This is a genomic window from Streptomyces sp. NPDC001843, assembly GCF_042891955.1.
Lineage (GTDB): Bacteria > Actinomycetota > Actinomycetes > Streptomycetales > Streptomycetaceae > Streptomyces.
The window spans coordinates 143,828-162,453 of record NZ_JBIATQ010000013.1 but is presented as its reverse complement, the minus strand read 5'-3'; the positions used below and the strand labels follow the sequence as shown (position 1 = coordinate 162,453).

Annotated in this window: 18 protein-coding genes and 1 tRNA gene; 6 read left to right on the top strand and 13 right to left on the bottom strand. The window is 70.1% G+C overall.

Going from position 1 to position 18,626, the window contains the following annotated elements:
• Window positions 1-45: 45 nt before the first annotated feature.
• A complete protein-coding gene (locus ACFYZQ_RS29860; protein WP_389154213.1) occupies window positions 46-495 on the top strand; it encodes a hypothetical protein in 450 nt (149 codons plus the stop codon).
• 274 nt (window positions 496-769) lie between these two features.
• Here ACFYZQ_RS29860 and ACFYZQ_RS29855 read toward each other — a convergent pair whose 3' ends face one another.
• Window positions 770-2,293, bottom strand: a complete 1,524-nt coding sequence (locus tag ACFYZQ_RS29855; RefSeq protein ID WP_389154210.1) for an MFS transporter — start codon at window positions 2,291-2,293, stop codon at window positions 770-772.
• 63 nt (window positions 2,294-2,356) lie between these two features.
• Window positions 2,357-3,781: a DUF445 domain-containing protein gene (locus ACFYZQ_RS29850; protein ID WP_389154207.1), complete on the bottom strand. Its 1,425-nt coding sequence runs from the start codon at window positions 3,779-3,781 to the stop codon at window positions 2,357-2,359.
• 133 nt (window positions 3,782-3,914) lie between these two features.
• On the opposite strand from ACFYZQ_RS29850, the gene ACFYZQ_RS29845 reads away from it, so the two are divergent.
• Window positions 3,915-5,249, top strand: coding sequence for an SGNH/GDSL hydrolase family protein (locus ACFYZQ_RS29845; RefSeq protein WP_389154204.1), 1,335 nt, complete (start codon window positions 3,915-3,917; stop codon window positions 5,247-5,249).
• 300 nt (window positions 5,250-5,549) lie between these two features.
• Here ACFYZQ_RS29845 and ACFYZQ_RS29840 read toward each other — a convergent pair whose 3' ends face one another.
• Genes ACFYZQ_RS29840 through ACFYZQ_RS29825 form a run of 4 tightly spaced genes read right to left on the bottom strand, consistent with a single transcriptional unit; the run spans window position 5,550 to window position 8,989 of the window.
• On the bottom strand, window positions 5,550-6,314 hold the full coding sequence (locus ACFYZQ_RS29840) for a DUF1707 domain-containing protein (RefSeq protein ID WP_389154201.1): 765 nt from the start codon (window positions 6,312-6,314) through the stop codon (window positions 5,550-5,552).
• Window positions 6,315-6,346: 32 nt separating this feature from the next.
• Window positions 6,347-7,360 (bottom strand): ATP-binding cassette domain-containing protein, encoded by a 1,014-nt coding sequence (locus ACFYZQ_RS29835; protein WP_389154198.1) that lies wholly within the window; start codon window positions 7,358-7,360, stop codon window positions 6,347-6,349.
• A 14-nt stretch (window positions 7,361-7,374) separates the two neighbouring features.
• A complete protein-coding gene (locus ACFYZQ_RS29830) occupies window positions 7,375-8,139 on the bottom strand; it encodes an ABC transporter permease (protein ID WP_389154612.1) in 765 nt (254 codons plus the stop codon).
• A 49-nt stretch (window positions 8,140-8,188) separates the two neighbouring features.
• Window positions 8,189-8,989 carry an ABC transporter permease gene (locus tag ACFYZQ_RS29825; protein ID WP_389154195.1) on the bottom strand — a complete coding sequence of 267 codons (801 nt, stop codon included), beginning with the start codon at window positions 8,987-8,989 and terminating at the stop codon, window positions 8,189-8,191.
• A 1,007-nt stretch (window positions 8,990-9,996) separates the two neighbouring features.
• On the opposite strand from ACFYZQ_RS29825, the gene ACFYZQ_RS29820 reads away from it, so the two are divergent.
• Window positions 9,997-12,405, top strand: coding sequence for a transglycosylase domain-containing protein (locus ACFYZQ_RS29820; protein WP_389154609.1), 2,409 nt, complete (start codon window positions 9,997-9,999; stop codon window positions 12,403-12,405).
• A gap of 71 nt (window positions 12,406-12,476) precedes the next feature.
• Here the strand turns inward: ACFYZQ_RS29820 and ACFYZQ_RS29815 are convergent, their stop codons facing one another.
• Window positions 12,477-12,779: a co-chaperone GroES gene (locus tag ACFYZQ_RS29815; RefSeq protein ID WP_236052880.1), complete on the bottom strand. Its 303-nt coding sequence runs from the start codon at window positions 12,777-12,779 to the stop codon at window positions 12,477-12,479.
• A 98-nt stretch (window positions 12,780-12,877) separates the two neighbouring features.
• On the bottom strand, window positions 12,878-13,207 hold the full coding sequence (locus tag ACFYZQ_RS29810; RefSeq protein WP_389154193.1) for a DUF3618 domain-containing protein: 330 nt from the start codon (window positions 13,205-13,207) through the stop codon (window positions 12,878-12,880).
• A gap of 96 nt (window positions 13,208-13,303) precedes the next feature.
• Here ACFYZQ_RS29810 and bcp point away from each other — a divergent pair, with 96 nt between their 5' ends.
• Window positions 13,304-13,771, top strand: a complete 468-nt coding sequence (gene bcp / locus ACFYZQ_RS29805) for a thioredoxin-dependent thiol peroxidase (RefSeq protein ID WP_389154190.1) — start codon at window positions 13,304-13,306, stop codon at window positions 13,769-13,771.
• A gap of 69 nt (window positions 13,772-13,840) precedes the next feature.
• Window positions 13,841-13,925: transfer RNA gene (locus tag ACFYZQ_RS29800), tRNA-Leu, on the top strand.
• 45 nt (window positions 13,926-13,970) lie between these two features.
• Here the strand turns inward: ACFYZQ_RS29800 and rdgB are convergent.
• The 4 genes from rdgB to ACFYZQ_RS29780 form a co-directional block, all read right to left on the bottom strand.
• Complete coding sequence (gene rdgB / locus ACFYZQ_RS29795; protein WP_389154187.1) at window positions 13,971-14,573, bottom strand: RdgB/HAM1 family non-canonical purine NTP pyrophosphatase; 603 nt, start codon at window positions 14,571-14,573, stop codon at window positions 13,971-13,973.
• A 20-nt stretch (window positions 14,574-14,593) separates the two neighbouring features.
• On the bottom strand, window positions 14,594-14,995 hold the full coding sequence (locus tag ACFYZQ_RS29790) for a hypothetical protein (protein ID WP_389154184.1): 402 nt from the start codon (window positions 14,993-14,995) through the stop codon (window positions 14,594-14,596).
• 152 nt (window positions 14,996-15,147) lie between these two features.
• Window positions 15,148-15,885 carry a ribonuclease PH gene (gene rph / locus ACFYZQ_RS29785; RefSeq protein ID WP_389154181.1) on the bottom strand — a complete coding sequence of 246 codons (738 nt, stop codon included), beginning with the start codon at window positions 15,883-15,885 and terminating at the stop codon, window positions 15,148-15,150.
• Window positions 15,886-15,980: 95 nt separating this feature from the next.
• Window positions 15,981-16,214: a glucose PTS transporter subunit EIIB gene (locus tag ACFYZQ_RS29780; RefSeq protein WP_388801757.1), complete on the bottom strand. Its 234-nt coding sequence runs from the start codon at window positions 16,212-16,214 to the stop codon at window positions 15,981-15,983.
• A 263-nt stretch (window positions 16,215-16,477) separates the two neighbouring features.
• On the opposite strand from ACFYZQ_RS29780, the gene ACFYZQ_RS29775 reads away from it, so the two are divergent.
• Window positions 16,478-17,731: a PTS transporter subunit EIIC gene (locus tag ACFYZQ_RS29775; protein ID WP_389154178.1), complete on the top strand. Its 1,254-nt coding sequence runs from the start codon at window positions 16,478-16,480 to the stop codon at window positions 17,729-17,731.
• A gap of 68 nt (window positions 17,732-17,799) precedes the next feature.
• Here ACFYZQ_RS29775 and ACFYZQ_RS29770 read toward each other — a convergent pair whose 3' ends face one another.
• Complete coding sequence (locus tag ACFYZQ_RS29770; RefSeq protein WP_389154175.1) at window positions 17,800-18,552, bottom strand: MBL fold metallo-hydrolase; 753 nt, start codon at window positions 18,550-18,552, stop codon at window positions 17,800-17,802.
• Window positions 18,553-18,626 lie beyond the last annotated feature (74 nt).

Here is an 18,626-nt window from a genome sequence, read left to right as displayed (position 1 = left end):
TAGCGCCGCTTCCGCAAGATCGGCGCGGCGCCTAACGTCACCGGCGTGAACAAGTTCCTCCTCGCCGTACACGTCCTCGCCGCGATCGTCGCCGTCGGGCCCGTCACCGTGGCCGCCAGCATGTTCCCGCCCGCCGCCCGGCGGGCCCTGTCGGCGCCGGACGACGCCCGGGCGGCCGAGACCGTGCTGCTGCTGCACCGGATATGCAAGGTGTACGCCGTCGCCGGCGTCGTCGTACCGGTCTTCGGGTTCGCCACCGCGAGCAACATGGGCGTGCTCGGCGACACCTGGCTGATCGTGTCGATCGCGTTGACGGCGCTGGCGGCGCTCGTGCTGGCCGCGCTGGTGCTGCCTCGGCAGGGCGCGCTGGTCGAGGGCGGCGGTACACGCGAGGCGACCGTACGGCTGGCGATGTTCACGGGGCTGTTCAACCTGCTGTGGGCCGCCGTGACGGTGCTGATGATCGTGCGGCCCGGGTCGACCACCGGGGCCTGAGGCGGGCACCGCCGGTTTGCGGCGGGCTGCTCCGTCGGCGGCGGGCTGCTCCGTCGGCGGCGGGCTGCTCCTGCTGCGGCGGCGGGACGAAGGAGGCGGGAGCCCTCGTAGGGGACCGCCCGCGCGCCCCGGGTGCCCTCCCCGGACCGGTACGTACGAAGCCCCGCCGCGACGGCGACGGGGCCGGAGGCCGACGGGCCGAGTCCCGTCGCCGCGGCGACGGGACCGGGGGCGGCGCGCGGCTTCGTACGGCGCCGCCCCGAGCCCGCGTCCGCTACACCGTCCGTCCCTGCGCCTTCGACGACTTGGAACGGGCGGAGCCCTTCCGCATCGCCTTCGCCCTGCCCGCCGCGGCCGACAGCGGGCGGGCGACGTCCTCCAGGGAGCGGCGTTCGGCGTTCACCGCGAGGAACGCGGCGACCAGGCCGGCCACGCACATCAGGGCCGCGCCGATCTGGAAGGCGAGCACCGTGTCGCCGACCTTGCCGGTGTTGGTGAGGTCGGCGAACAGGAGGGGGCCGCTGATGCCGCCGGCGGCGGTGCCGAGGGCGTAGAAGAAGGCGATGCACATCGCCCGGGTCTCCATCGGGAAGATCTCGGAGACGGTCAGGTAGGCGCTGGAGGCGCCCGCCGAGGCGAAGAACAGCACCGCGCACCAGCAGGCCGTCAGGGTGCCCGCGCTCAGCGATCCCCGGTCGAACAGCCAGGCCGTGCCGAACAGGAGCAGGCCGGAGAGCAGGTAGGTCGAGGAGATCATGACGCGGCGGCCGACGGTGTCGAAGAGCTTGCCGAGCAGCAGCGGGCCGCAGAAGTTGCCGAGCGCGATGACGGCGAAGTAGTAGCCGGTGTGGTCGGAGGGCACGTCGAAGAACTTGGTGAGGATCGCGCCGAAGCCGAAGGTGATGGCGTTGTACAGGAACGCCTGGCCGATGAAGAGGGCGAAGCCGAGCACGGCCCGCTTGGGGTACTTCGCGAACACGGTGCGGGCGATCTCCACGAAGCCGACGGTTCCGCGCTGGCGGATCTCCAGCTCGCCCTCGGGCTCGGCGAGCGGCTCGCCCTTGTCCGCCGCGACCTGCCGTTCGATCGAGGAGACGATGTCCTCCGCCTCGCGTTCCCGGCCGTGGATCATCAGCCAGCGCGGGCTCTCCGGCACATGACGGCGGACCAGCAGGATCACCAGGGCGAGGACGGTGCCGAGCGCGAAGGTCAGGCGCCAGCCGACGTTCTCGGGCAGCAGGCCCGTGTTCAACGCGACGATCGACAGCAGGGAGCCGCCGACCGCGCCGAGCCAGAAGCTGCCGTTGATGATCAGGTCGACGCGGCCCCGGTACTTCGCCGGGATCAGTTCGTCGATCGCGGAGTTGATCGCCGCGTACTCACCGCCGATGCCGAAGCCGGTCAGGAAGCGGAAGAGGAAGAACCACCAGGCCTCGGTGGAGACGGCGGTCAGGGCCGTCGCCGCGAGATACACCGCCAGGGTGATCATGAAGAGCTTCTTGCGGCCGAAGCGGTCGGTCATCCGGCCCCAGAACAGGGCGCCCGCGCAGGCGCCCGCCACGTACAGCGCGGCCGCGATGCCGGTGACCTGGCCGGAGGAGATCGCCAGGCCGCTGCCCGGCTCGGACAGGCGGCTCGCGATGTTGCCGACGACCGTGACCTCCAGGCCGTCGAGGATCCACACGGTGCCCAGGCCGATGACGATCGTCCAGTGCCAGCGGGACCAGGGCAGGCGGTCGAGTCTGGCGGGGATGCTGGTGGTGATGGTCCGGCCGCTTCCGGCCTCGGCTGTTGACATGGACTCCCTCCTCCTGACCTCCTCTCTCGAGGTCGGGGGTCCGGGTTCCCTGCGCCCCTGCCTCTACGCCCCCAGCACCCGCGACACGGTGAAGATCAGCAGCCCGACCAGCGAGCCCACCACGGTGCCGTTGATACGGATGAACTGCAGGTCACGGCCGATGTGGGCCTCGATCTTGCGGGTGGTGTGCTCGGCGTCCCAGCTCGCGACCGTGTCGGTGATCAGGGAGGTGATCTCCTTGCGGTAGGAGGTCACGACGTGCACCGCCGCGCCCTCCACCCAGCTGTCGACCTTGTTCTGGACCTTGGGCTCGGTGGCCATCCGGGCGCCCAGGGACAGCAGGGAGGCGCGGACCCGCAGACGCAGCTCGCTGCGCTCGTCCTCGGCCGCGGAGACGATCATGGCGCGTACGGCGGTCCAGGCGGACGCGATGAGGTCCTGGACCTCGCCGCGGCCCAGCACCTCCCCCTTGAGGCGCTCCACACGCGCCCGGGTGTCCGTGTCGGACTGCAGGTCGGAGGCGAAGTCGGTGAGGAAGCGGTCCAGGGCGCCGCGCGCGGGGTGGGAAGGCATGTCCCGCATCTCCGTACAGAAGCGGACCAGCTCCTTGTAGACGCGCTCACCGACCCGCTTGTCGACGAAGCGCGGCGTCCAGCCGGGGGCGCCGCCCTGGACGGCGTCCATCACGCTGTCGCGGTGCAGGACGAGCCAGTCGTGGGCCCGGGAGACCACCAGGTCGACGACCCGTTTGTGGCCGCCGTCGAGGACGACCTTCTCCAGCATCTTGCCGATGCCCGGCGCGATCTCCTGGGCGTCGGCGCGGCGGGTGATCGCCTCGCCGACGACCGCCTGTACGTCCTGGTCGCGCAGCACGGTCAGCGCCCCGCGCAGGGCCGTGGCCAGTTCGGCCGTCACCCGGTCCGCGTTCTGCGGTTCCGCCAGCCAGGCGCCCAGCCGGCTGCCGATGCCGACGGAGCGCAGCCGCTGCCGTACGACGTCCCCCGAGAGGAAGTTCTCGCCGACGAACTCGCCCAGGGAGACCCCGAGGGTGTCCTTCTTGGTGGGGATGATCGCGGTGTGCGGGATGGGCAGGCCGAGCGGGTGGCGGAAGAGAGCGGTGACCGCGAACCAGTCGGCCATCGCGCCGACCATGCCCGCCTCCGCCGCGGCGGCGACATACTCCGCCCAGGGGCCCGCGCCCGCGTGGGAGGCCAACTTGGCGAGGACGTACACCACGGCCACGAACAGCAGCATCGCGGTCGCCGTGAGTTTCATCCGCCGCACGCCGCGCTGCCGCTCCTCGTCGGCGGGGGTGAAGGCGGTCATGGTGCGGTAGGACGTGCTGCCGTCCGGCCTCGCCCGTGTTCCCGGCGCGGCCGGCGTTCCGGTTTCCGGTGAGGCCGGTGTTCCCGTTTCCGGCGCGGCCGGTGTTCCGGTTTCCGTTTCCGTAGGTTCCATCTGCTCCACCCGCTCGGTGATCCCGCACACAATTGTCCCTTCCCGGCCTGGTGGCGGAACAGAACGGGAGTCCCCGGCGTCTGAGAGGGCGATCGCATGTCGCATCATGGGATCATCAGATCGGAGCCTGAGGCTCCCATCGCTTGAGGAGAACAACATACGCATGACCAAGCGTCATGGTTATGCCCTGCTCAGTGCCGTCGTCGCACTGGTCGTGGCCCTTTCCGCCGCCATCTACGTCGGGTTCGCGGCCGACAAAGAAAACGCCAACGGCAGCGTCGCCGGAAGCCACGCCCATCACGACACCGCCGTCGCCCCAGCATCCACCGGTACCTGGGTGGGCGCCTGGTCCACCTCCCCGGCTGCAGCCGAACCGGGCACGGAGACCCAGGGCATGGCGGGCCGCTCGATACGCAACGTCGTGCACACGAGCACCGGGGGTACGAGTGCCCGGATCACGCTGTCCAATCTCTACGGCCAGTCCCCGCTGACCATCACGCACGCCACGATCGCGATCGCCGCCGGTGAGAACTCCGCGGCGGCAGCGGCGGAGACGATGCGGCGGCTCACCTTCGGCGGCGGCACCACCGTCGTCATCGCGGCCGGCGGCCAGGCGGTCAGCGACGCGGTCCGCGTCAACGTGCCGCGCGACACCGACGTCCTGGTCACCACGTACTCCCCCACCCCGTCGGGCCCGGTCACCTACCACCCGCGCGCGCGGCAGGTGTCGTACATCGCGGCAGGGGACCACACCGAGGACCCCACGGCCGCCCCATACACGGAACAGACCCCGTACTGGCGGTATCTGACGGCCCTCGACGTCCTCAGCAACGAATCCGCCGGCACCGTCGTCGCGCTCGGCGACTCGATCACCGACGGCATAACCTCCACCATGGGCGCCAACCACCGCTGGACCGACGTCCTTTCCGAGCGGCTGCGCACGGCGCTCGTGAACGGTGCCGACGTGCCCCGCTACAGCGTCGTCAACGAGGGCATCAGCGGCAACCAGGTCCTCGCCGGCGGCCTCGGACGGCCCGCCGACAACCCCAGCGGCCTCGGCCGGTTCGGCCGTGACGTGCTCTCCCGGACGAACGCCAAGGTCGTCGTCATAGACCTCGGCATCAACGACATCCTGCGCAACCCGAGGCTCGCCGACCCCGTGAAGATCACCACCGGTCTGCGCACCCTGGTCCGCCAGGCCCACGCACGCGGCCTGAAGGTCATCGGCGCCACCCTGATGCCGTTCGAGGGCCACCGCGGCTACACGCCGGCCCGTGAGGCGGTCCGCCAGCAGGTCAACGCCGAGATTCGGGCCGGCCGGGTCTACGACGCGGTCGTCGACTTCGACAAGGCCCTGCGCGACCCCTACGACCCGCGCCGGCTGCGCTCCGACTACGACTCGGGCGACCACCTGCACCCGAGCGACAAGGGCTACCGCACGATGGCCGAAACGTTCGACCTGCGGGACCTGAAGGGAGCCGGCCAGGCGGAGCTGTAGGCACCGCCGCGGCTCCCCGCCGGGGAGCGGCCCAACCGCGGGTGGGCGGAGCCCACCGCCGTGGGCGGCCCACCACCAGGAATCGCCCACCCGCCGCGGGGGCCCACCGCCAGAAAGCGGCCCACCGCCAGGGACACCCCACCCGCCGCGGTGGGGGCCCCGCCGCCGTGGGCCGGACCCACCCCCAAGGTGACGACTCGGGGCCCTCACCGTCGGTGCGGCTCGGCGCCGCTGCGACGCGCCCTGTTGCCGGGGCGCGGTCCGGTGGGGGGACGAGGAGACTCCCCGCTGGAAAGCGGCTCAGCGGTCCCCGTACCGGCGGTGCTCCCGCTCGTCGCGCCGGCGCTCGCGGAGGTCGTGGCGGGCCTCGCGCAGTTCCTGGCGCTCCGCCCTGCGGTCCAGCTTTTCCTGGCGGCGCTGCTCCTTCAGCCGCAGCCGCTCCTCCCGGGTGACCTTCCGCTCCACCCCGACCCCGCCCCAGAAGGCGAACCCGCTGACGATCACCCGCGGGGCGCCCGGCTCGCCCGGCACTCCCTCCTCGCGGTGGTCGAAGCCCCCCATGATCCCCAGGCCGCGCACGACGACCTCGACCCCGGGCGGCACCACGACCTGCATCCCGCCCATGATCGAGATGCAGGTGATCTCCACCTCGCGGTCCGCGAAGTACGCCTCGCGCAGGTCTATCTCACCGCCGCCCCAGAAGGCGAAGCAGGTGAACCGCTTCGGCACCGTCCAGCGCCCCTTGCGCTGGAAGCCGGACATGATGGCGAAGGCCCCCGCCGACGAACCCTCGCCGCCGACGATCCGCCCCGCCCAGTCCCCGCCCGCGGCGGGCTCCTTGCGCAGGGACACGGCAGGCGCGGCCCCCGCACCCGCACCCGGCGTCGGCAGGTCGCGCGTGATCGGCGTCAGCTCACCGTACGTGCGCGCCTTGTACGTCGCCTCCAGCCGCTCCTCGAACTCCTCCATGTCGAGCCGCCCTTCGGCCAGGGCGTCCCGCAGGACCTCGGCGACCCGTTCACGATCGGCGTCGGAGGCACGCAGGTCCGGGGCATAGTCGGTCATGACAGCAGACTACGAGGTCCCCCGGCCCACGGCTACGACACCGACTCCCCCCGGCTGCCGCCGAATTCGGCCCGCCCGGCCTGCTCCGCGTACATCGTCGCGATCACCGCCTCGATGTCCGGCTCCCGCACCGACAGGTCCACCAGCGGATACTCCGCCGCGATGCTCGCCACCAGCGGCGCCGCCGACTGCGCCGCCGGGAACGCCAGCCACTGCCGCGGCCCCTCCACCTTCACCACCCGCGCCGACGGCACCTCGATCGGCGGCAGCTCCCGCTCCAGGTCCACCACCAGGGTCCGTTCGCTCTCCCCCACCTCGTGCAGCCCGGCGAGCGGACCGTCGTACATCAGGCGCCCGTGGTCGATGACCATCACCCGCGAGCACAACTGCTCGATGTCCTGCAGGTCGTGCGTGGTCAGCAGGACCGTCGTGCCCCGCTCGGCGTTCAGCTCCCGCAGGAAACCGCGCACCTTCGCCTTGGAGATGACGTCCAGACCGATCGTCGGCTCGTCGAGATACAGCACCTCCGGGTCGTGCAGCAGCGCCGCCGCGATGTCACCGCGCATCCGCTGGCCGAGCGAGAGCTGCCGCACCGGAACGTCCAGCAGATCGCCCAGTTCCAGCAGTTCCACGCAGCGCTCAAGGTTCTCCTCGTAACGCCGGTCCGGGATCCGGTACATGCGGTGCACCAGCCGGTACGAGTCGATCAGCGGCAGGTCCCACCACAGCGTCGTACGCTGCCCGAACACCACACCGATGCGGCGCGCGAGGCGGCTGCGCTCACGGGAGGGGTCGATGCCGGCGACCCGCAGCCGGCCGCCGCTCGGGGTCAGGATCCCCGTCAGCATCTTGATCGTGGTCGACTTGCCGGCGCCGTTCGGGCCGATGTAGCCGACCATCTCACCGCGCGCCACACGGAAGGAGATCGAGTCGACCGCCCGTACCTGCCGGCGCTCCCGTTTCAGGAAACCGGTCTTCTTGCGGACGTCGAAGACCTTCTCGACGCCGTCGAGTTCGATGAGACCTTCGCAGAAACCGTCGTCCATGTCGCGCAACGCCCCTAACTCCCCGTACTCCGATACGAGCGGAGCCCCGCCCGCCACGCCAGCCTCACCAGCGCGCAGCACCCCACCGCCACCAACGGCGGTGCGAACGCCGCCCACTGCGGCAGCCCCAGCGGATACGGCCGCCCCAGCACATAGGCCGCCGGCACCCAGTTCACGAAGGCCAGCGGCAGCACGAACGTCACCCCGCGCACCAGTTCCTTGCCGAACACGGTCGGCGGGTACTGCAACAGCGTCGTACCGCCGTACGTGAACGCGGCCTGCGCCTCGGACGCGTCCTGCGCCAGGAACTGGAACGCGGCGCCCGCCACGAACACCGTGCAGAAGATCACCGCGCCGCTGAGCACCGTCACCGGCAGCAACAGCACCTTCGGCCAGGTCCAGTCGACGTCCATCGCACCCAGCGCGTAACCGAGGATCAGCAGCCCCTGGGTGATCCGGGCGACCCGGCGCAGCGCGAACCGGTCCGCGGCGACCTGCGCCAGCACCGGCGCGGGCCGCACCAGCAGCGTGTCGAGCGTGCCGTCACGCACCCGCCGGCCCAGCCGCTCCACCGAGCCGATCGCCAGGTCCGCGCACCCGAACGACGTGGCCGACAGGCCGTACAGGAAGGCCACCTCGGGCAGTGAGTAACCGCCGAGCGCGTCGACCCGGGAGAACATCAGCAGGATCGCCATGAAGTCCAGGCCGCTCGCCACCAGCCCGCCCAGCACGGTCATCGCGAAGGACAGCCGGTACGTCATCGTCGAGCGGATCCACATCCCGGCGATCAGCCCGTAGGCCCGAAGCCCCTCCAGCACCGCACCGTTCTCACCCACCCTGCACCACCACCCGCCGCGTCGCCGCGGCCTGCACCAGCCGCCCGGCCGCCAGCAGCACCACCGCCCACACCGCCTGGAAGGCGTACGTCCCCCACGCGCCCGCCTTCCCCATCAGCAGGTCCGCGGGCATCTGGAGCAGCGCCGACCATGGCAGCACCCGCACCACGTCCCCGAGCGCCCCCGGGAACGCGTTCAGCGGCAGCACCATGCCCGAGCAGAACATCCCGGTGATCATCAGCATCTGCAGCGCGCCCGTGCCGTCCAGCAGCCAGAACCCGCTCAGCGCCACCAGGAACCGGATCGCGAAACTGACGACCATCGCCAGCACCACCGCGACCAGGAACTGCGCCCAGCGCAGCGGATCGTGCGGAAGCGCCGTCGGGAACACCAGCCACCCGAACGCGAACGGGACCACTCCACGCCCCATCAGCTGGAACAACGACCGCCCCAGGTCGGTGGCCAGCCACCACGCCTGGAGGTCGGCCGGCCGGTACAGGTCGATCGCCACCTCACCCGTACGGATGCGCTCCATCAGTTCGACCTCGAAACCGCCGCCCTGCAGCGCCAGCGTCGCGAACAGCGCCTGCCCCAGCCACACATAGGTGACGGCCTGCGCCTGGTCATAGCCCCCGAGGTGGGGTCTTTCGTCCCACAACGCCAGGTAGGTGTAGACGAGGATCACACCGAAGACGGTGTTGGTGAACACCCCTGCCGCAGTGGCCGCGCGATAAGTCGCGTACCGTCTGAAACCCCCCGCCGCGACGGCCGCGTACAACCGTCCAGCGCCCAAGTCGATCTACCTCCCGGAGTCTTTGACACCGAAGCGCAGGAGCCTAGTGCGCGGCCGCCTCGGCCGACCACGCATTTTCCTGCCGGACGCGCGCCGGAATCCGGGAACGGAACGCTTGGTGCGAGAGTCTTCACTCGGGGGCGCAGAGGACGTACGAGGGCGTACGGCGACACGACGTTACACAGGAGTCCGTGCACGACATGAGCGACGAGCCGCAGCCGCAGCCGCGAAACCAGGGCGGGGTGCCGACGGAACCGTCCGCGGCTGAAGGGCCCGGGGAACAGGTGGACCGGGAGGAGAAGGACGGCAAGGACGGCAAGGCCGCCCGGGCGGCCGGGGCACCCGCGGGTCCCAAGGATGCCCAGGAGCCTACGGGGCCCGAGGAGTCCAAGGCACCCAAGGAGCCCGCGGCGGGGAAGACCTCCGAGAAGACCCAGGTCCTGCGCCGCATCAAGGCTGCCCAGACGCCTCCCACGGCCCCCTCGACCCCCGCGGCCCCGCCGGCATCGGGGGCCAAGAGGACGACGGCCGGGGCGAAGCCGGCGGCCAAGACGCCCGCGGAGCCCGAGGCGGCGGAGAAGACCTCCGAGAAGACCCAGGTCCTGCGCCGCGTCAAGGCGACCCAGACGCCCCCCGCGACCCCGGCGGCATCGGGAACCGGTGCGACTCCCAAAAACCCTGAAACCGCCGCAAACCCCACAACCCCGCGCACCTCCACGGCTCCGGGCGCGAAGGCGAACGCGGCGGAGAAGACCTCCGAGAAGACCCAGGTCCTGCGCCGCGTCAAGGCGACCCAGACGCCTCCCGCGACCCCGGCGACCCCGGCGGCCCCGTCAGCTCCCGCGACGCCGGGGATCCCGGCCCGCGCGGTCCCGTCGGCCAAGGCGAGCGCGACCGTCCCGGCGCCCAAGGTGCCCCAGCAGTCCAAGGCGGGCGGCGCGGCACAGGCGGCCACCGCGGCCACCGCGGCCGAGGCGAACGGGCCCAGAACCGCCGCGACGGCCCAACTGCCCCGGCAGACGGGAACGGCGACGACGGCCACCCCCGAGAGCGCCCCGGGCGGCGGCGACGGCAAGGCCAAGGCCAAGGCCGAGGGCAAGAAGCCCAAGCGCCCCAAGCGCACCGGCTGGCGCCGTCTCTTCCCGACCTGGCGAATGGTGCTCGGCAGCTTCGTCATCGGCGTACTGCTGCTCATCGGCCTGTTCTTCCTCGGCTACTCGCTGGTGAAGATCCCGCCGGCCAACGCGCTCGCCATGAAGCAGAGCAACGTCTTCCTCTACGCGGACGGCTCCCAGCTCGCCCGCGACGGCGACATCAACCGGGAGAACGTCACCCTCGACCAGATCTCCAAGGACGCCCAGCACGCCGTCCTGGCCGCCGAGGACCGCGACTTCTACACCGAGTCGGCCGTCGACCCCAAGGCCATGATCCGCGCCGCCTGGAACACCGCGACCGGCAAGGGCAAGCAGTCCGGCTCGACGATCACCCAGCAGTACGTGAAGAACTACTACCTCGCGCAGGAACAGACCGTCACGCGCAAGGCCAAGGAGTTCTTCATCTCGATCAAGCTGGACCGCAACAACAGCAAGGACCAGATCCTCCAGGGTTACCTCAACACCAGCTACTTCGGTCGCAACGCCTACGGCATCCAGGCCGCCGCCCAGGCCTACTACGGCAAGGACGCCGTCGACCTCGACCCGGCCCGCGCCGCCTACCTCGCCGCCCTGGTCAACGCGCCCAGCGAGTACGACGTCGTCGCCCACCCCGAGAACAAGTCGGCCGCCCTCGCCCGCTGGAACTACGTACTGGACGGCATGGTCAAGAAGGGCTGGCTGAGCCAGTCGGAGCGGACCGGCATGAAGTTCCCGATGCCGAAGGAGCAGACGATCTCCACCGGTCTGTCCGGGCAGCGCGGCTACGTCGTCTACGCGATCAAGGACTACCTCGTCCAGAACAACATCCTCACCAAGGACCAGCTCGAGGCAGGCGGCTACCGCATCACGACCACCCTGCAGAAGAGCAAGCAGAACGCCTTCGTGAAGGCCGTCGACGACAAGCTGATCTCCAAGCTGGACAAGAAGAACAACAAGGTCGACAACTACGTCCGCGCGGGCGGCGCCTCCGTCGACCCCAAGACCGGCAAGGTCGTCGCCATGTACGGCGGCATCGACTTCGTCAAGCAGTACACCAACGGCGCGACCCGGGGCGACTACCAGGTCGGCTCCACCTTCAAGCCGTTCGTGTTCACCTCGGCGGTCCAGAACGGCTCGACCACACAGTCCGGGCAGACCATCACACCGAACACGTACTACGACGGCACCAACCAGCGGCCCGTGCAGGGCTGGCCCGGCGGCGCCTACGCCCCGCACAACGAGGACGAGAAGTCGTACGGCCAGATCACCGTGCGCAAGGCGACCGACCTCTCCGTGAACTCGGTGTACGCGCAGATGGCCGTCGACGTCGGCCCGGCCAAGGTCAAGAAGACCGCGGTCGACCTCGGCATCCCGGCCGGCACCAAGGACCTCCAGCCCTACCCGTCCATCGCGCTCGGCACCGCCACCGCCAGCGTCCTGGACATGGCGGAGGCGTACGCCACCCTCGCCAACCACGGCAAGCACGGCACGTACACGATGATCGACAAGATCACCAAGGACGGCAAGGAAGAGGTGAACCTGCCCGAGCAGACCACCAAGCAGGCCGTCAGCCGCGAGGCCGCCGACACCACGACCTCCATCCTGCAGAGCGTCGTCCAGACCGGCACCGCCACCGCCGCCCAGCAGGCCGGCCGTCCCGCGGCAGGCAAGACGGGCACCGCGGAGGAGGACACGGCGGCCTGGTTCGCGGGCTACACGCCCGACCTCGCCACGGTCGTCTCCGTCATGGGCCAGGACCCGGTGACGGCCCACCACAAGCCGCTGTACGGCGCGCTGGGCCTGCCCCGCATCAACGGCGGCGGGGCGCCCACCGAGATCTGGGCGCAGTACACCAAGGACGCGCTGAAGGGGAAGCCGGCGAACGACTTCGACCTGGAGCTGCAGCAGGGCGCGGACGTCCAGGCACCCGACACCAAGGCGCCCAGCCAGCCGGCCACCGGCAGCCCGACCGACGGCGCCACACCCTCCGACGGCCAGACCGACCAGGGGCAGACCCAGGGCCAGACCGCCGGGCAGGACGGCGGTAACACCCCCGGCACCAACACGCCCAGCAGCCCGACCGACGGCAACACCACCACCGGGAACACCGCCGGGAACACGGCCGGCAACACCGCCGGGAACACGGCAGGAGACACCGCCGGCAACACCACCGCGGGCAACGGCGACGGCGGCGCTACGGCGGGCGACGACGGCGGGCAGAACGACGGCGGAAACGACGCCGGGACCACGGTCGGCCCCCAGGGATTCACCTGGCGGGATTGACCCGACCGGAACGCGAAAGGGGCTGGTGACCACGGTCACCAGCCCCTTTTCGACTACCGCCGGAAGGCTTGCTACAGGTACAGCCCCGTGGAGTCCTCGGACCCCTCGAACCGGTCCGCGGCCACCGCGTGCAGATCGCGCTCGCGCATGAGCACGTACGCGACGCCCCGCACCTCGACCTCGGCACGATCCTCCGGGTCGTACAGGACGCGATCGCCCGGCTCCACCGTGCGTACGTTCTGCCCGACCGCGACGACCTCGGCCCAGGCCAGCCGCCGCCCGACCGCCGCCGTCGCGGGGATCAGGATGCCGCCGCCCGACCGCCGCTCGCCCTCTCCGGTCTCCTGCCGGACCAGAACCCGGTCGTGCAGCATCCGGATGGGCAGCTTGTCGTGCTGGCTGCTCTGCTCGTTTCTGTTGGCGCTCACGCTCTCGAACCTACCTGCCTTTGCCGCGTACGGACGCCGCCGGGTCAGCCCTTGCGACGGCGCGTTCCGAGGGCGAGCAGCCCCACGAGCCCGACGGCCACGAGCGCGACGGGCACGACCCGCTCCAGCCGGGGGGCCCCGTCCTCGTCCACGAACTGGGCCCGTACCTCGCTCACCGCCCGGTTGACCTCGACGTAGGCCCGTCCGAGGGTGTGGTCGATGTTCGATACCACCTTGGCCTTGGCGTCACCGACGATGGTCTTCGGATGCACCCGCACCCCGATCTCGTCCAGCGTCTCGGCCAGCACCTCGCGGCGGCGCTTGATGTCCGCCTCGATCTGCGCCGGGGTTCTGGTGTCCGACGTCTCCGCCACCGTACGGCCTCCGAAGTCTGCTGAGTGCGTTGTGCTGGACAGTCTGTCAGCTCAAGGGCCGACGGGACCGTCAGGACCCCCGGTTAGGCTGGCCCAATGAGCGAGCGACTCCAGCCCGGGGACGTGGCCCCCGCCTTCACCCTGCCCGATGCCGACGGCAACGACGTGTCCCTGGCCGACCACAAGGGCCGCAAGGTCATCGTCTACTTCTACCCCGCCGCCCTCACTCCAGGCTGCACCAAGCAGGCCTGCGACTTCACCGACAACCTCGACCTCCTGGCCGGCGCGGGCTACGACGTCATCGGCATCTCCCCCGACGCCCCCGAGAAACTCGCGAAGTTCCGCGAGAAGGAATCCCTGAGGGTCACCCTCCTCGCCGACCCGGAGAAGCAGGTCACCGAGGCCTACGGCGCCTACGGCGAGAAGAAGAACTACGGCAAGACCTACCTCGGCGTGATCCGCTCCACGATCGTCGTGGACGAGGAGGGCAAGGTGGAACGGGCGCTGTACAACGTCCGGGCTACGGGACACGTGGCCAAGATCATCAAGGACTTGGGGATCTGAGTTCTCGCCCGGTAGTTCATCCAACACGTAGAATAAGCGCCGCCGGTCGAGCATGATGACCGTTTTTGAGCGGCCGTGATGGAATTTGGCAGTCATGCTGGGTTTAGGTCCCAGTGGGTTAACACCCGTGTGGGTTCGAGTCCCACCGGCCGCACACGACAAGAGGGGTCGCCTTTCCAGGCGGCCCCTCCGTCCGGTCTCAGCCCAACAGCTCCCGCACCACCGGCACCAGCGCCCGGAACGCCTTCCCCCGGTGGCTGATCGCGTTCTTCTCCTCCGGGGAGAGTTCCGCGCACGTTCGCGTCTCCCCCTCCGGCTGGAGGATCGGGTCGTAGCCGAAGCCGTTCGAGCCGGCGGGGGCGTGGCGCAGGGTCCCCCTCAGCTGGCCCTCGACGACCCTCTCCGTGCCGTCCGGCAGGGCGAGCGCCGCCGCGCAGGCGAAGTGGGCGCCCCTGTGGCCGTCGGCGATGTCCGAGAGCTGGGCCAGGAGCAGGTCCAGGTTGGCCTTGTCGTCGCCGTGGCGGCCGGACCAGCGGGCGGAGAAGATGCCCGGGGCGCCGTTCAGGACGTCCACGCAGAGGCCGGAGTCGTCGGCGACGGCGGGCAGGCCGGTGGCCTGGGCGAGGGCGTGGGCCTTCAGGAGGGCGTTCTCGGCGAAGGTGACGCCGGTTTCCTTGACGTCGGGGATATCGGGGTAGGCGTCCGCGCCGACGAGTTCGTGGGGCAGGCCTGCGTCGGCGAGGATCGCCCGGAGTTCGGTGATCTTTCCGGCGTTGCGGGTGGCGAGGATCAAGCGGGTCATGCCCCCAGTATCAGGGGGCGTCAGGGCGTGCAGACCTTGGTCAGTTCGCCCGCCGCGTCCGTGACCGGGGTGAGGTCGGGGGTTTCGTCGCCGTTCTTTATCGCGGTGCGGACGTTGTCGACGGCCTTGTTGAGGTGGTCGACGGCCTTGTTGACGTCGGCGTTGTCGGTCTTGTCGCCTATTTTTCTGACGTTCTGCTCGATGGAGTCGAGGGAGGCGTCGGTCTGGGTGGGGTCGTTGGCCGCGTCCTCGACCGCTTGCTGGAGGTCGGTGACGCTGTCGGCGACGGAGTCGGCGGTCTGTACGCAGTCGAGGGCCTTGTCGACGGCCGAGCAGCCGGTGAGCAGGCCGGCCGTGAGTGCGGCGGTGGCCGCGGCTGCGGCGATCGCGGTACGTCTGCGTCGGTGTCGGCTCGCGGCCATGGGTGTTCCTCCCCCTTGCGGCCCCTGCGGGAGGCCCCGTTGATCTACGTGTCGGCACTCGTAGTGACGCGGGGACGGGCGGCCGGGTTCCTTGTTCCGGCCTGCCCGTTTGACGTTTCCTTTGCCTCGGGGGTCGGCGCCGGGTGCTTCGGTTACTTCGCGAGGGGGGTTTCGAGTGCTTTGCGCTGCAGTTCGGCGAGTTCGGTGCAGCCGCTGACCGCGAGGTCGAGGAGGGCGTCGAGTTCGTCGCGGGCGAAGGGTTCGGCCTCGGCGGTGCCCTGGACTTCGACGAAGCGGCCGTCGCCGGTGCAGACGACGTTCATGTCGGTCTCGGCCTTGACGTCCTCTTCGTAGCAGAGGTCGAGGAGGGGGACCGAGCCGACGATGCCGACGGAGACCGCCGACACCGTGCCGGTCAGGGGCTGGCGGCCGGGTTTGATGAGCTTCTTGCCCTGGGCCCAGGCGACGGCGTCGGCGAGGGCGACGAAGGAGCCGGTGATGGCGGCGGTGCGGGTGCCGCCGTCGGCCTGCAGGACGTCGCAGTCGAGGACGATGGTGTTCTCGCCGAGTGCCTTGTAGTCGATGACGGCGCGCAGGGAGCGGCCGATGAGGCGGGAGATCTCGTGGGTGCGGCCGCCGATCCTGCCCTTGACGGATTCGCGGTCGCCGCGGGTGTTGGTGGAGCGGGGCAGCATGGCGTACTCCGCGGTGACCCAGCCTTCGCCGCTGCCTTTGCGCCAGCGGGGGACGCCTTCGGTGACGGAGGCGGTGCAGAGGACCTTGGTGTCGCCGAAGGAGACGAGGACGGAGCCTTCGGCGTGCTTGCTCCAGCCGCGTTCGATGGTGACGGGGCGGAGCTGTTGGGGGGTGCGGCCGTCGATTCGAGACATGGCGATGAGCCTAGCCGCAGTTGGGGAAGGGGCTCGTCCCGTGGTGGGAAGAGCCCCTTGGGGGTGGGCGGGTGACCGCCGGGTGAGCGGGTGGCTCACATCATGTCTTCGATTTCCGCGGCGATGGGGTCGGCGTCGGTGCCGATGACGACCTGGATGGCGGTGCCCATCTTGACGACGCCGTGGGCGCCGGCGGCCTTCAGGGCGGAGTCGTCGACCAGCGAGGGGTCGGCGACCTCGGTGCGCAGCCGGGTGATGCAGCCCTCGATCTCCTCGATGTTGTCGATGCCGCCGAGCCCGGCGACGATCTTCTCAGCCTTGCTGGCCATGTCGTTTCTCCCTGATCTTGACCGCTTTGTCTAAGTCGTCACAGTTGCGTCCGTGTCGCTCGCTTTCGTGGTTTTGTGTACCGGATGATGGCGGCCACGACAACGGATCCGAACCGTACGGGGACTGGTCTACACCAGCCGATCGACGGTCGCCAAGCCCGGCCAGAAGTATCAAGGAATCGCGGGTTCCTTATCTCCCCTTCACCGTGCTACAACATGGTCTACACCACTCAGTGGTGTAGACCATCACCGATGGAGGACGTATGAGCACCGCCACCGCGACAACCCCGGCGGCCCCTGCGAAGAAGCGGGGATCCGGCCTGTTCCAGGGCCTGCAGAAGGTCGGCCGCAGCCTGCAGCTCCCGATCGCCGTCCTCCCGGCGGCGGGCATCCTGCTGCGGCTGGGCCAGCAGGACGTGCACGACAAGCTCCACCTGCCCGACAAGGTCACGGCGGTGTTCGCCACGGCCGGTGGGGCGATCTTCGACAACCTGCCGCTGCTGTTCTGCATCGGTGTGGCCATCGGCTTCGCCAAGAAGTCCGACGGCTCGACGGCCCTGGCCGCTCTGGTCGGCTTCCTGGTCTACAGCAATGTGCTGAAGGCGTTCCCGGTCACCGAGGCGAAGATCCAGAAGGGCGCGGACATAGCCGCGACCTACAACAACCCCGGGGTCCTGGGCGGCATCCTGATGGGTCTGCTGGCCGCCGTGCTGTGGCAGCGCTACCACCGCAAGAAGCTGGTGGACTGGCTCGGCTTCTTCAACGGCCGCCGTCTGGTCCCGATCATCATGGCCTTCGTCGGCACCGCCATGGGCGTCTTCTTCGGCCTGGTCTGGAAGCCGATCGGCGAGGGCATCTCGAACGTCGGCGAGCACATCACGGGTCTCGGAGCCGTCGGTGCCGGTCTGTTCGGTCTGATCAACCGCGCGCTGATCCCGGTCGGCATGCACCAGTTCGTGAACTCCGTCGCCTGGTTCCAGCTCGGCGACTTCAAGAACTCGGCCGGCACGGTCGTCCACGGCGACCTCACCCGCTTCTTCGCCGGTGACCCGACAGCCGGCCAGTTCATGTCCGGCTTCTTCCCGATCATGATGTTCGGCCTCCCGGCCGCCGCGATCGCCATCGCCCACTGCGCCCGCCCCGAGCGCCGCAAGGCCGTGCTGGGCATGATGGTCTCGGTGGCGCTGACCTCCTTCGTGACCGGTGTGACCGAGCCGATCGAGTTCTCGTTCATGTTCATCGCCCCGGTGCTCTACGCGATCCACGCGGTGCTCACCGCCCTGTCCATGGCGATCACCTGGGCGCTCGGTGTGCACGCCGGCTTCACCTTCTCCGCGGGCTTCATCGACTACGCGCTCAACTGGAACCTCGCCACCAAGCCCTGGTTGATCATCCCGATCGGCCTGGTCTTCGCGGCGATCTACTACTCGGTCTTCCGCTTCGCGATCATCAAGTGGAACCTCCCCACCCCGGGCCGCGAGCCCGAGGAGGAGGTCGAGGACCTCACCAAGGCGTGAGTCCCGCCCCGACGCACACGAAGGCCCCGGAACCGCGAAGGTTCCGGGGCCTTCCTGCGTGTGGGGCGTCAGATCTCGTACGACATCCTCGGCACCGCCAGTTCCACCGGCCCGTCGAAGACCGCGCGGGCGTCGTTCAGGTTGGCCTGGGGGTCGGTCCATGGGGGGATGTGGGTGAGGACCAGGCGGCGGGCACCCGCGCGGGCGGCTGTTTCGCCTGCCTCGCGGCCGTTGAGGTGGAGGTCGGGGATGTTCTCCTTGCCGTACGTGAACGCGGCCTCGCACAGGAACAGGTCGGCGTCCCGGGCCAGCGCGTCCAGCGTCTCGGTGACGCCGGTGTCGCCGGAGTAGGTGAGGGACTTCCCGCCGTGCTCGAGGCGGATGGCGAACGCCTCCACCGGGTGGCGCACCTTGTCGGTGTGCACGGTGAAGGGGCCGATCTCGAACGTGGACGGCTTCACCGTGTGGAAGTCGAAGACCTCGCTCATGGAGGACGCGGTGGGGGTGTCGGCGTAGGCGGTGGTCAGCCGGTGTTCGGTGCCCTCGGGTCCGTAGACCGGGAGCGGGTCGCAGCGGCCGCCTTCGTGGCGGTAGTAGCGCGCCACGAAGTACCCGAGCATGTCGATGCAGTGGTCGGGGTGCAGATGGCTGAGGAAGATCGCGTCGAGGTCGTAGAGACCGCAGTGGCGCTGCAGCTCGCCAAGGGCGCCGTTGCCCATGTCGAGGAGCAGCCGGAAGCCGTCGGCCTCGACGAGGTAGCTCGAGCAGGCCGATTCCGCGGACGGGAACGACCCCGAGCAGCCGACGACGGTGAGCTTCATGAAGCAGAAACCTCCGTAGGCGGATAAAGGTAGCAAGGGGGTATCAAGAGGGTGGCTGACGGGGGTCGTGCGGT

What these genes read in the sequence shown, in the direction of transcription:
- ACFYZQ_RS29830 (WP_389154612.1), bottom strand. Translation starts at nt 8,139, where the DNA reads ATGTGGATCCGCTCGACGATGACGTACCGGCTGTCCTTCGCGATGACC.
- ACFYZQ_RS29790 (WP_389154184.1), bottom strand. Translation starts at nt 14,995, where the DNA reads ATGGCCGCGAGCCGACACCGACGCAGACGTACCGCGATCGCCGCAGCC.
- ACFYZQ_RS29835 (WP_389154198.1), bottom strand. Translation starts at nt 7,360, where the DNA reads ATGGACGACGGTTTCTGCGAAGGTCTCATCGAACTCGACGGCGTCGAG.
- ACFYZQ_RS29845 (WP_389154204.1), top strand. Translation starts at nt 3,915, where the DNA reads ATGACCAAGCGTCATGGTTATGCCCTGCTCAGTGCCGTCGTCGCACTG.
- rdgB (WP_389154187.1), bottom strand. Translation starts at nt 14,573, where the DNA reads ATGACCCGCTTGATCCTCGCCACCCGCAACGCCGGAAAGATCACCGAA.
- ACFYZQ_RS29775 (WP_389154178.1), top strand. Translation starts at nt 16,478, where the DNA reads ATGAGCACCGCCACCGCGACAACCCCGGCGGCCCCTGCGAAGAAGCGG.
- ACFYZQ_RS29840 (WP_389154201.1), bottom strand. Translation starts at nt 6,314, where the DNA reads ATGACCGACTATGCCCCGGACCTGCGTGCCTCCGACGCCGATCGTGAA.
- ACFYZQ_RS29770 (WP_389154175.1), bottom strand. Translation starts at nt 18,552, where the DNA reads ATGAAGCTCACCGTCGTCGGCTGCTCGGGGTCGTTCCCGTCCGCGGAA.
- ACFYZQ_RS29855 (WP_389154210.1), bottom strand. Translation starts at nt 2,293, where the DNA reads ATGTCAACAGCCGAGGCCGGAAGCGGCCGGACCATCACCACCAGCATC.
- ACFYZQ_RS29780 (WP_388801757.1), bottom strand. Translation starts at nt 16,214, where the DNA reads ATGGCCAGCAAGGCTGAGAAGATCGTCGCCGGGCTCGGCGGCATCGAC.
- ACFYZQ_RS29815 (WP_236052880.1), bottom strand. Translation starts at nt 12,779, where the DNA reads ATGCTGCACGACCGGGTTCTGGTCCGGCAGGAGACCGGAGAGGGCGAG.
- bcp (WP_389154190.1), top strand. Translation starts at nt 13,304, where the DNA reads ATGAGCGAGCGACTCCAGCCCGGGGACGTGGCCCCCGCCTTCACCCTG.
- rph (WP_389154181.1), bottom strand. Translation starts at nt 15,885, where the DNA reads ATGTCTCGAATCGACGGCCGCACCCCCCAACAGCTCCGCCCCGTCACC.